This window comes from Roseomonas acroporae (genome assembly GCF_023223525.1).
Lineage (GTDB): Bacteria > Pseudomonadota > Alphaproteobacteria > Acetobacterales > Acetobacteraceae > Roseomonas_E > Roseomonas_E acroporae.
This window is the reverse complement of the sequence record NZ_JALPRX010000171.1, coordinates 1-11,464: the sequence shown is the minus strand read 5'-3', so window position 1 is coordinate 11,464 and position 11,464 is coordinate 1. Positions and strand designations below refer to the sequence as shown.

At 73.5% G+C, this 11,464-nt stretch carries 8 protein-coding genes and 1 tRNA gene; 2 read left to right on the top strand and 7 right to left on the bottom strand.

What is annotated here, in order from left to right:
• The 5 genes from M0638_RS27180 to M0638_RS27160 form a co-directional block, all read right to left on the bottom strand.
• A partial coding sequence (locus M0638_RS27180) for an AMP-binding protein (protein WP_248670088.1) occupies positions 1–1,891 on the bottom strand: 1,891 nt, incomplete at its 3' end.
• Between the two features lie 40 nt (positions 1,892–1,931).
• Positions 1,932–2,714, bottom strand: a complete 783-nt coding sequence (locus tag M0638_RS27175; RefSeq protein ID WP_248670087.1) for a short-chain dehydrogenase/reductase — start codon at positions 2,712–2,714, stop codon at positions 1,932–1,934.
• Positions 2,714–3,928: an ABC transporter substrate-binding protein gene (locus tag M0638_RS27170; RefSeq protein WP_248670086.1), complete on the bottom strand. Its 1,215-nt coding sequence runs from the start codon at positions 3,926–3,928 to the stop codon at positions 2,714–2,716. Before M0638_RS27170 ends, M0638_RS27175 begins: the two co-directional genes overlap by 1 nt.
• A 94-nt stretch (positions 3,929–4,022) precedes the next feature.
• Positions 4,023–5,297 (bottom strand): CaiB/BaiF CoA transferase family protein, encoded by a 1,275-nt coding sequence (locus M0638_RS27165; protein ID WP_248670085.1) that lies wholly within the window; start codon positions 5,295–5,297, stop codon positions 4,023–4,025.
• A gap of 1 nt (position 5,298) precedes the next feature.
• Positions 5,299–7,263, bottom strand: a complete 1,965-nt coding sequence (locus tag M0638_RS27160) for an AMP-binding protein (RefSeq protein ID WP_248670084.1) — start codon at positions 7,261–7,263, stop codon at positions 5,299–5,301.
• A 441-nt stretch (positions 7,264–7,704) separates the two neighbouring features.
• Here M0638_RS27160 and M0638_RS27155 point away from each other — a divergent pair, with 441 nt between their 5' ends.
• A complete protein-coding gene (locus M0638_RS27155; protein WP_248670083.1) occupies positions 7,705–8,643 on the top strand; it encodes an IclR family transcriptional regulator in 939 nt (312 codons plus the stop codon).
• 274 nt (positions 8,644–8,917) lie between these two features.
• Here the strand turns inward: M0638_RS27155 and M0638_RS27150 are convergent, their stop codons facing one another.
• Together M0638_RS27150 and M0638_RS27145 are read right to left on the bottom strand one after the other, a co-directional pair.
• Entirely contained in the window at positions 8,918–9,346 is a 429-nt protein-coding gene (locus tag M0638_RS27150; RefSeq protein WP_408903683.1) for a transposase, read from the bottom strand.
• A gap of 502 nt (positions 9,347–9,848) precedes the next feature.
• Positions 9,849–9,922, bottom strand: a tRNA-Gln gene (locus tag M0638_RS27145).
• Between the two features lie 165 nt (positions 9,923–10,087).
• Between M0638_RS27145 and M0638_RS27140 the strand changes: the two genes are divergently transcribed.
• Entirely contained in the window at positions 10,088–11,281 is a 1,194-nt protein-coding gene (locus M0638_RS27140; protein WP_248670082.1) for a Ppx/GppA phosphatase family protein, read from the top strand.
• Positions 11,282–11,464: the final 183 nt, after the last annotated feature.

The following is an 11,464-nucleotide window of genomic DNA, read 5'->3' as shown; positions in this document are numbered from 1 at the left end:
TGACGAGGCTGGACAGGTCGCCGGCGGGCTGGCCCGCCAGCGTCGTACGCACCACGCGGCGCAGCACCTTCATCGAGCGTGTCCGCGGCAGCTCACGCACGAAGAGCACGCGTTTCGGCCGGAAGGCGCGCCCCAGCGCCGCGCCCACGGCATCGGCCAGCAGCCGCGCCTGCGCCGCGTCGCCCGCCTGGCCCGGCGCCGCGACCGCGACGCAGGCCACCGCGTTGCCGGTGACCGGGTCGGGCAGCGCCACCGCCGCCACTTCCGTCACCGTGCCGGTGGCCAGCACCGCCTGCTCGATCTCGGTCGGGCCGATGCGCTTGCCCGCGACCTTCAGCGTGTCGTCGGAACGGCCGTGCAGGAACCAGAACCCGTCCGTGTCGCGCGAGGCGAGGTCCCCCTGAACCCACAGGCCAGGGATCTGCGACCAGTAGCTCTCGTGGAAGCGCGCCGGATCGTGCCACAGGCCGCGCGTGGTGCCGATGCAGGCCTCGCGCATCACCAGCTCGCCGATCTCGCCGGGCGGCAGGCTGCGCCCGTCCGGGCCGACGATGTCGCCGCCGGTGCCCGGCACCGCGCCGTTGAAGCTCGCCGGCTTCTGCGGGAACAGGATGTTGGAGGCCACGATGGCGCACATCTCGGTGCCGCCGGAGAAGTTCAGGATCGGCGCGCGGCCGCCGCCGACGCGCTCCACCACCCAGCGCCAGGTCTCCGCGTCCCAGGCCTCGCCGCTGGAAGGGAAGGCGCGCAGCGACGACAGGTCATGGCGGTCGATCAGGGCATCGGCGTCGCGGCGCAGCAGGCGCGCCAGGGTCGGCGCCGTGCCGAGATGGGTGATCCGGTGCCGCGCGATCAGCCGCCACAGCCGGTCCGGCGCGGGATGGTTCGGGTTGCCCTCGGCGATCACCAGCGTGGCGCCGGCCAGCAGGCTGCCGAGGATGCTGACGGTGCCGCCGAACCAGCCGAAATCGGTGGGCCAGATCAGCCGGTCGCCGGCCTTGAGGTCGAGTGTCAGCCGGGCGTCCTGGCCGATCTTGATGCCCAGCCCGCCATGGGTGTGCACCGTGCCCTTCGGCAGGCCGGTGGTGCCGGAGGTGTACATCAGCAGCATCGGCTGCTCCGCCGGCAATTCGAGCGGGTCCGCCGCGGCCTCGGACGCGATCTCGTGCCACCAGCGGTCGCGCGGCGCCCGCATCGGCACGTCGAGGCCCTGGTGCCGCAGCACGACGACGTGACGCACCGTCTCGTCGCCTGCCAGCGCCGCGTCGATCACCGGCTTCATGGGCGCGCTCTCGCCGCGGCGGCGCGTGCCGTCGGCGGTGATCACGGCCCGGGCACCGCCGAGGCGCAGGCGCTGCGCCACCGCCTCGGCGCCGAAGCCGGAGAACAGTGGCAGCGCGATGCAGCCGAGCCAGGCGCAGGCCAGGAAGGCGGCGGCGGTCTCCGGCAGCATGGGCAGGTAGAGCCCGACGACGTCGCCCGGGCCGAGGCCCAGCCCGTGCAACCCGGCCGCGAGGCTCGCGGTATCCCGGTACAACTCGGCGTAGCTGCGCCGCTGCTCCTCGCCGGTCTCGGCCTCCCAGATGATCGCCGGGCGATCGGGGGCCTGCTCCAGCGTCGCGGTCAGCGCGCTGTCGCAGAGGTTGGCGGTGCCGCCGAGCAGCCAGCGCGGGTGCTCCACGCCCCCGTCCAGATCCAGCATGCGCCGGGGTACCTGGCGGAAGCGGAAGCCCAGCCAGTCGGCCAGGCTGCGCCAGTACCATTCCGGCTCGGCCGAGGCACGGGCGGCGAGGGCGGCGTAGTCGGGCAGGCCGCAATGGGCGACGAAGCGCGTCCAGTTCGCGTCGCGGCGCACCGCCTCCGAGGGCCGCCAGGCGATTCCCGTCTCCACGACCGTTCTCCTCCCGACCCGATGTGGCGGCGCGAGGCGCTCAGAACGCCTTCCGACGGCTGCCCATGCCGCCATCCACGGTGACGACGGTGCCGCTGGTGTAGCTGGACAGGTCGCTGGCCAGGAAGGCGGCGAGCGCCGCGACCTCCCGGACGTCGCCGGCGCGGCCGAAGGGCATGGCCGCCATGGTCTCGCGCCAGCGCCCCGGATCGCCGAGCGTCTCGGCGGCGCGGCGGCGCAGCAGCGCCTCCAGCCGGTCGGTGAGGATCGGGCCCGGATTGATGCCGACCACGCGGATCCCGTCGTCCGGAGACCTGCCGCCGAGGGCGCGGGTGAGCGCCATCAGCGCGGCGTTGCCGGCGCTGCCGGCGATGTAGTCGGCATCCGGGCTCTCGCCGGCGGCGCCGATGACGTTGACGATGACGCTGCGGCCGCGTTCACGCATCAGCGCATAGAAGCGCCGGCACATGTTGGCGTAGCCGAACACCTTCAGGTCCCAGGCGGCGCGCCAGCGCGCCTCGTCCACCGCGTCCAGCGAGCCGCCGGGGATGGCGCCGGCATTGTTGACCAGGATGTCGGTCTCCGGGAATTCGGCCGCCAGCGCGTCCACGGCGCGGCTGTCGGCGAGGTCGAGGGCGCGGGTCGTCACCGAACCGCCGCCTTCGGCGCGCAGCCGCGCCGCCGCCGCGTCGAGATCGGCGGCGCCGCGTGCGACGAGCACGAGGTCGCAGCCCTCCTCCGCCAGGGCCGCGGCGCAGGCGAGGCCGATGCCCTTCGAGGCGCCGGTGACGAGCGCGCGGCGGCCGCGCAGACCGAGTTCCATCAGAACGGCTTCCGGCACTGGCTCTGGTCGAGCGGGCGGAAGGCCTCGGCGGCCGGCACCACGCCGAGGATCTCGTAGTAGTCCCAGGGGTGCTTCTGCTCCGAGGGCGCCTTGATGCGCGCGGTCAGCATGTCGTGGATCAGGCGGCCGTTCGGCAGCAGCCTGGCGTTGCGCGCGAACATGTCCTCGAAGGGCCGCTCGCGCAGCCAGCCGCGCACCTCCTCGGCCTTCGTGCCGCCGGTCGCCTTCACCGCGTTGAGGTACTGCGTCACGGCGGAATAGACGCCGGCCTGGAACATGGTGGGCTGCTTGCGCCGGGTGGCGAGGAAGCGGGCGGCGAAGGCGCGGGTCTGCTCGTCGCGGTCCCAGTAGAAGGCGGTGACGAAGTTCAGGTTCTGCAGCGCCTCCAGCCCGATGCCGTGCACGTCGGTGATCACGGTGAACATGGTGCCGATCTGCTGCCCGCGCTGCATCAGGCCGAATTCGCGCACCTGCTTCAGCGCGTTGATCAGGTCCGAGCCGCCGGCGGTGAACATCACGAACTTGGCGCGGCTGGCCTGCGCCTGGAGCAGGTAGGAGGAGAAGTCCACCGTGCCGAGCGGGTGCGCCACCTGCCCGACCACCCGGCCGCCCGCCGCCAGCAGCCGCTCGCGCGCCGTGGCGGCGAGGGCATGGCCCGAGGCGTAGTCCTGGTAGATGATGAACCAGGTGTCGAGGCCGCGCTTCATCTGCAGCTGCACGCTGCTGCGCGCGACCGAGTAGATGTCCCAGGTCCAGGCCATGCCGTAGCCGTTGCAGTCCTCCTCGGTCAGCCGGTCGAGGATGGCGGTGCTGCAGAAGAACAGCTTGCGCGACTGCCCGGCCACGGTGTTGACGGCGAGCGCCACGGAGCCGGTCGGGCAGTCGAAGATCGCGTCCACCCCCTGGTTGTCGTACCAGGCGCGGGCGAGGCCGGCGCCGGTGTCGGGCTTGTTCTGGTGGTCGGCCGAGACGAGCTGCACGCGCTCGCCCAGCCCGGAATCGACGATGGCGAGGCGCGCCGCCTCGACCGAGCCGGGACCGGCGTAGTCGGCATAGACCGTGCCCATGTCGGTCAGCACGCCGATCTTCACCGCCGGCGACTGCGCCCGCAGCGTCGGCGGCGCGGCGAGGCCGGCCAGCGCGGTGCCGAGCAGGGTGCGCCGCGTGACGGCGCCGAGGGTCGGATGGCTCAAGACGGTCCTCCTGTCGTTGCTTTCCGGTAGTGCGCCCCGGTCATGCGTCGGTCGTGCCGGGGCGGGCGTGCCGCCGCCTCCCCCGCCGGCCGGGTCAGGCCGGGTGCGCGGCCGGCACGGCGTCCGGTTCCCGCGCGAGTCGGACGATGCCGGCCCGGGCCAGCGCCGCGATCGCGGCCGTGTCGTAGCCGGACTCGGCCAGGATCGCCTCGGTATGCTCGCCGGGCTGCGGCGCGCGCCGGCGGATCGTCGGCGGGGTGCGGCTCAGCGAGACGGGCGGGCGGGCGATCGGCGCCGGCTGCGGCAGGCCGGGATAGTCCAGCGCCCGGAAGGCGCCGGAGGCACGGATGTGCGGATCGGCCAGCACCTGGCGCGGCGCCAGCACCGGCCCGCAGGGGATGCGCGCCGCCGCGAGCGCCGACAGCGCCGATTCCACGTCGTGCCCGGCGCACCAGGCCGCCATCAGCGCGCTCAGCTCCTCGCCATGGTCGCCGCGCGACTGGTCGGTGGCGAAGCGCGGCGCGTCCGCGAGGTCGGGGCGGCCGATCAGCGCGGCCCAGCGGCGGAACAGCGGGTCGCCCATCACCTGCACGATGATCCAGCCGTCGCGCACCCGGAAGGTGTCGGAGGGGCCGCCGAGCGGGCTGCGGTTGCCGGCCGCCTCGCGGCCCGGATGCAGCAGCGCCTCCTCGATCAGCGCGTTGTTGGCGATGGTGAGCGCGGTGCCGAGCAGCGAGCCGCTGACCTGCTGGCCGCGCCCCGTCCGCTGCCGCTCGTGCAGCGCCGCGAGGGTGCCGAAGGCCCCGGCCAGGGCGGTGGCGAAATCGACGCAGGAGACCATCAGCTTGGCCGGCCGGCCCGGCTCGCCGCTGAGGTGCATCGCGCCGCTCATCGCCTGCGCCACGCCGTCGAAGCCCGGCCGGTCGCCGAGCGGCCCGCCCTCGCCGAAGGCGGAGGTGGTGGTCAGGATGATGTCGGGGCGGATCGCGGCGAGGGTTTCGTAGTCCAGGCCGAGCCGGCGCAGCGTGGGCGGCGGCAGGTTGGCCACCACCACGTCGGCCTGCGCCACCTGCCGGCGCAGCACCGCCTGCCCTTCCGGCCGGGCGATGTCGAGCGCGATGCAGCGCTTGTTGCGGTTGACCTGGAGGAACAGGGCGCCCGTGCCGTCCCCGGCAACGGGCGTGACGCCGCGATCCTCGCCGCCGTCGATCCGCTCGATCCGCGTCACCTCGGCGCCGAGATCGCCGAGCAGCGCGGCGCAGAACGGGCCGGCGATGTAGCGGCCGAGGTCGAGCACCCGGATGCCGTGCAGGACGGGCAGCGCATCCGCGGCGGGAGCGGCCGGCCTGCCGGGCCCTTCCGGCGGCATCTCAGCCGGCCTCCCGCGCGGCTTCCCCGATGCGCGCGAGGGAGGCGGGGTTGTCGAGCGAGCCGAGATCGCCGGGGTTCTGCCCGGTGTAGACCCGCCGGATGACGCGCCGCATGACCTTCTGGCTGCGCGTCCGCGGCAGGTCCTCCACCACGTGCACGCGGGCAGGGCGGAAGGGCCGGCCCATCCGGCTCTCCACCAGCGCTGCCGCCCGAGCGGCCAAGGGGGTGGCCAAGGGGGTGGAGAGCGACGGGTCCGGCCGCCGCCCGGCGGCCGGCACCAGGAACACCACGAGCTTCTGGCCCTTCACCGCGTCCTCGACGCCGATCGCCGCCGCCTCGCCGATCTCCGGCAGCTCCAGCAGGATGTCCTCGACCTCGGCAGGGCCGAGACGCTTGCCGGCGACCTTCAGCGTGTCGTCGGAGCGGCCGAGCAGGAAGATCTGGCCGTCCCCGGTCCGCATCGCGAGGTCGCCGTGCATCCAGATCCCCGGCACCTGCGACCAGTAGGTCTCGAGGTAGCGCTCGCGGTCCTGCCAGAAGGACTGCGTCATGCCGACGAAGGGCTGCAGGATCGCCAGCTCGCCGACCCGGTCGCGCACCGGCTGTCCCGCCTCGTCCACCACCTCCACCCGCACGCCGGGCGAGATGCTGTTGAAGCCGGCCGGCACGATCGGGCGCAGCAGCACGTTGCCGACCAGCGCGCCGGAGACCTCGGTGCCGCCCGAGTAGTTGATGACGGGGCAGGTGCCGCGCCCCATCACGCGCTGGTACCAGCCCATGTGCTCGGGCGAGATCACCTCGCCCGCCGTGATCAGCAGCCGCACCGTGTCGAGCGCGCCGGCGGTCGCCAGCGCCTCGTTCGCCGCGAGGCCGCGGATCAGCGTGGGCGAGGCGCCGAGATGCGTCACCCCGTGCGCCGAGACGAGTCGCGACAGGCGCGACCAGTCCGGGAAGTCCGGTGCGCCGTCGTAGCAGACCATGGTGGCGCCGCGCATGAGCGCCGAGGCGATGGTCAGCGGCCCCGCCACCCAGCCCATGTCGGCCGGCCAGAAGAACACGTCGCCGGCGCCGATGTCGAAATGCACGGCGGCGTCGTGCGCGATCTTCAGCGGGAAGCCGCCATGGGCGTGCACCGCGCCCTTCGGCCTGCCGGTGGTGCCGGAGGTGTAGATCACCATCATCGGCTCGTCGGGCGCCATCGTGGCGGGCTCGGCCCCGGCCGCCTCGGCTGCGGCGAGAGCGGTCCAGGCGAGGGCCTCCGGCACCGCCGCCACCTCGTCCGGCGGTCCCTTGAGGACCAGCAGGCCGAGGTCCGGCAACTGCGCCCGCGCCTCGCGCAGCAGCGGACGGGTGTCGATCCGCCGGCCGCGCCGGTCGAAGCCGGTGGTGGCGACCAGCGCCCGCGCCCCGGAGGCCGACAGGCGCGAGACGATCGCGTCCACGCCGAAGCCGCTGAACAGCGGTACCGCGACCGCACCGAGCCAGGACAGGGCGAGCAGCGAGACCACCGCCTCGATGCCGCTCTCCATCAGCAGCCCCACCCGGTCGCCGCGCCCGATGCCCTGCCGCGCCAGCCCGCCGGCGAAGCGGCCGACCGCCTCGCGCAGGCCGCCGTAGGAGACGTGCCGCGTGCCGCCCGCCTCGTCCTCGGCGATCACCGCCATCCGCGCCGCGTCGTGCGCGAAGATGGTGTCGAGCCAGTTCAGCGTGCCGCCGGTGAACCACCGCGGGAAGGGCGCGCCGTCGGACAGGTCGAGGAAGGTCGCGTAATCCCGGCGCCAGCGGATGCCGAGGAATTCCAGGGCGCCGCGCCAGTAGCGGTCCGGCTGCCGGTCGGCCTGCTCCAGAAGGGCGTCATAGGAGTCCAGGCCCTGGTACGCGACGAGCCGGGCCAGTTGGGAGTCCGACCTGTCGCGCGGGGTGGGCCGCCATAGGGGCGCCTCATGGGGGGCCAGCTTCTCCATCGCTCAGCCCCCTGCCAGGCCGAGCCGGTTGCCGCCTGAAGCGGGGGCGGGGTGGGCGGGCATCAGGGAACCGGGCTCACGCCCCTCGGGCCGCCGCATGCCGTCGGCGTGTGGCCATCGGAAACGCTGGGTGTCCATCCGTCCGCCCTCCCTGGTCGACCCGGCTGCGCCGAGCGTTCATCATTCCCTATATTGAATTCCATCCCTCATGATGAATGCAAGCCTTCTCTCCTGCTGTCGAGCGCCAGGGCATTCCCATCGACCCGGCCGGCACGGGGTGGGCGGCATCGGGCGTGGCGCCCCGGATGTGGCACCCTGTGGCCGGCCACAGTATGTCGGTCGCTCCGTACGCGTGGGACCGCGCCGGCAGGCACCATCTGCGGGGATACCCAGGCGCCTGCCCGCGGATCGGCTCCGGCTCGCGCGGCGGCTCGGAACACAGTGCGGCTAGCCTGGACGGAGGGCGCCATCGACACGACCGAGAACCATCTCGCAACGGACGAGGACGCCAGCCTGCGGACGCCGCAGAAGGATGTCGGCGCGGTGGCCAACGCCGTGCAGATCCTGGGCTGCCTCGCCGCCGCGACCCGGCCGATGGGTGTCGCCGCTGTGGCCCGCGCCACCGGCGTCAGCACGAGCACCTGCTTCAACATCCTGCGCACCCTGGCACGGGCGCGCTACGTCGCCTTCCACGGCGCGGACAAGACCTACTCGCTGGGACTGGCCGTGGCCGAACTGGCACTGGGCCTGATCGGTACCAGCCCCACCGAGCTGATCCGGCCGGAGATGGAGCGGCTGGCGCTGCGGCACGGGATCCTCGTGCTGCTGTGGCGGATCACCGACGACAACCATGTCGTCCTGCTGGACCGTGCCCACAGCCAGACCGCCATCCGGGTGGAGGTCAGCATCGGGTATCGCATGCCGGCTTTCGCCGGAGCGGTCGGCCGCTGCGTCGCCGCTGCGATGAACCTGCCGGAAGCCGAGCTGCGCCGGATTTTCGCCACCCTCCGCTGGCAGACCGCGCCGAGCTACGAGCGCTACCGGGCGGAGGTGTCGGAAGCGCGCCAGCAGGGCTGGGCGATCGACGACAACGTTCTGTATCGCGGTCTGGTCAGCATCGGCACGGTGATCACCGACGGTGATGGCGTGCCACGCTTCGGCCTCAGCGGCGTCGGGATCGCTGGGCAGCACAGCACAACGGCCCTGCGGACGTGCAGCGAGGAGTTGCGTGACGTGGCGCAGATCGCGGGCCGGTCCCTTTACCTCACCGGCGGCGCCATCGGCCCTGCCGGCATTGAGAATCCTCGCGCAAAGGACGCTCGGGAACGGCAGCCGCAGTTGGGCGCAGACGCACAAAGGACCGGCAGGAAAAGAGGTTGATCCGGCTTGTGTGATCTCGAGCAGGCAGGTTCACCCCGGATGCGCCTTGTCGGGGTCTGTCAGCCGTCGTGCCAGCGACGCCTGGGATGGCCGTCCCGGGCCGGCGTGGAAGGCTCCTGAGAGACCTTGTGTGGACGGTCCCCGGTCGGGCAAGGGGCATGTGGCGTGATGCTGCCGCGGTCGGGAGCGGTCATGTGTCTGGCCTGTTGGTACGACCTGCATGGCCGCTGGCCCTGGCGCAATCCGCGGCCTGGCGCCCGATTGGTTTGTCGCGCTACGGGACGCGAAGCTCTCGAAGCCTGTTCGAGAGTGTCTGGACCGGGTTGCGGAGGGCCTGCGCGGCGGCAAGGACATTGGCGGCGGCGAGGCGCGCGGCGGCGACGTCGAGACGCCCGGCGCGGTCGCGCAGCAGGCCGCCCCAGTGGCTGAGCCAGCCGAAGGAGCGTTCGACCCCCCATCGACGCGGCAGGACGGCGAAGCCCTTCCGGCCTTTCGGACGATGGACGACGTCATGGCGCAGACCATGGCGATCGCACCGGTCGTGGCAGCGACGGGCCACGAAGCCGCCGTCGAAGAGCGCCACGCGCAGGCTCGGCCAGGCAGCCACGCCGGCATCGAGGGCGGGCAGGGCGTCGCGCTCCTGCACCGAGGCCGGCATCACGGCCGACGCCAGCCAGTGCCCCTCCGTGAAGGTATCCGGCACGAGCGGCGTGAAGCCGAGACGCTCCGCGTTGTCGCGCGCCCACGCGAGCGTGGTGGACCGGCTCCTCCTGCGCCAGGCGGATCTCGGGCTATCGCCCTTCCGGGCCGGCCACCCCCTGCTGCGGGAGGAGGTGCTGGGCCGGTATCCCATGTACGCCGCGATTCCGGTTGAATGGCCACTGGTTGAATGGCTACTGGCGCGCGAGGAGATGGTGGAGCGGTCCGACCTCGTGACGCTCCCGCTGATCGGCCACGCGCCGGACACGCCGATCGGGGCGACGATCGCGGCGCATCCCGGAAGCGCCGGGTGCGAAGGCTCACGACGACCTCTCCCACCAAGCGGCCGGGTATCCGCCGCCGGTAGTAGAAGCTGCTCTCTTTTCGCGTCAGGCGGGAGACGCTTCGGGCTGTGGGAGGGTTGTGGGAGGCATGGGCGCAAGCTCGATCGCTTCGGGCGGGCCGGGACCGAAACTCGCAGCGAAAACAGGATGTTCGGGAAAAGCTGGCTGGGGGACCTGGATTCGAACCAAGGCTGCCCGGGTCAGAGCCGGGAGTTCTACCGCTAAACTATCCCCCAAGCGGCGTGCGGCGGGTGCTACCACGGGCCGTGAGGGTAGGCAACCACCCACTCGCGCGTTCCACGCAACAACCGTCGAAACCGCTTGCCGGCTGCCCCACATACCCGGATCATCGCCTCCCCCGCCGCCACGCGCGGTCGCGGAGCCGCCCTAGGTCCCACCCGATGCCGGATGATGCCGCTCCGTACCACATCGCCGAACTGACGCGTGAGACGGCGCGGCAGCCGGCCCCGGCCCCGCCGGAACGCGCCGCCGGCATGGCGCCGCTCTTCGCCGCGCTCGATCTCGGCACCAACAATTGCCGCCTGCTGATCGCGGCCGGCACGCCCGGCGGCGGCTTCCGCGTGCTCGACAGCTTCAGCCGCATCGTCCGGCTCGGCCAGGGGCTCGCCGGCACGGGGCGCCTTGCTGAGACGGCGATGGACCGCGCCATGGCGGCGCTGCGGACCTGCACGGAGAAGCTCGCGCGCCGTCCGGTGCGCCGCCTGCACGCCGTCGCCACCGAAGCCTGCCGGCGCGCCGAGAACGGCGCCGCCTTCCTGGGCCGGGTCGAGTCGGAACTCGGCCTCCGGCTGCAGATCATCTCGGCACGGGAGGAGGCGGCGCTGGCGATGGAGTCCTGCTCCCCGCTGCTGGCGCCCGAGGACCGGCGTGCCCTGCTGTTCGACATCGGCGGCGGCAGCACCGAGATCGCCTGGATCCGCATCCCCCCGCCGCGCGGCCGGCCGGCGGGGGCGCGTCCCGGGGGGACGCATCCGGACGCCCACCATCCGGCCGCCTACCGGAGCGTGACGCCGGAGCTGATCGGCTACACCTCGCTGCCCCTCGGGGTCGTCACCCTGGCCGAGCGCACCGGTTCCTCCTGCTTCACCGCCGCCGGCTTCACCGCGGTGGTGGACGAGGTGGCGGACCAGCTCGCCGACTTCGACCGGGTCCACTGCATCAGCCAGGAATTGCGGGCGGGCGGGGTACGGCTGATGGGCACGAGCGGCACCGTCACCACCCTGGCGGGCGTCGCGCTGTCGCTGCCGCGCTACCGCCGGCCGCTGGTGGATGGCTGCACGCTGGACATCGACGCCGCGGACCAGGCGCTCGGGGACCTGTTCGCGCTGGGGCCGGAGGGACTGGCCGCGCATCCCTGCGTCGGGCCGGAGCGGGCGGAGTTCGTGCTGCCGGGCTGCGCCGTCTACGCCGCCATCCGCCGGGTCTGGCCGGCGCGCCGCCTGACCGTGGCCGATCGCGGCCTGCGCGAGGGCATGCTGCTGCGCATGCTGCGCGGCGAGCGCGGGGCGGACCGCTCGTCGCGGGCCGTGCCATGGCGGCCACGGCCGGGCGGCGCGGCCGGGCGTCCGCACTGAAGGCCTGCCCGGGCGGCCTGCGGGTCGGTCCGGCGGGTCCTTCCGGGCGCCGGGAGCGTCGGGGACCCGGCACGACGCACCGCATCGCGCCGGCGGCCCATGCCCCGCGGCACGGAAAGCCTCCGCCATCCCGCCGCCGGCCACTCGGACAGGCCCGTCCGCTTGCCCTGGCGCGCAGGGCTG

Excerpts from the sequence above, each read along its gene's own strand:
- M0638_RS27175 (WP_248670087.1), bottom strand. The coding sequence starts at position 2,714 with ATGGAACTCGGTCTGCGCGGCCGCCGCGCGCTCGTCACCGGCGCCTCG.
- M0638_RS27165 (WP_248670085.1), bottom strand. The coding sequence starts at position 5,297 with ATGCCGCCGGAAGGGCCCGGCAGGCCGGCCGCTCCCGCCGCGGATGCG.
- M0638_RS27140 (WP_248670082.1), top strand. The coding sequence starts at position 10,088 with ATGCCGGATGATGCCGCTCCGTACCACATCGCCGAACTGACGCGTGAG.
- M0638_RS27160 (WP_248670084.1), bottom strand. The coding sequence starts at position 7,263 with ATGGAGAAGCTGGCCCCCCATGAGGCGCCCCTATGGCGGCCCACCCCG.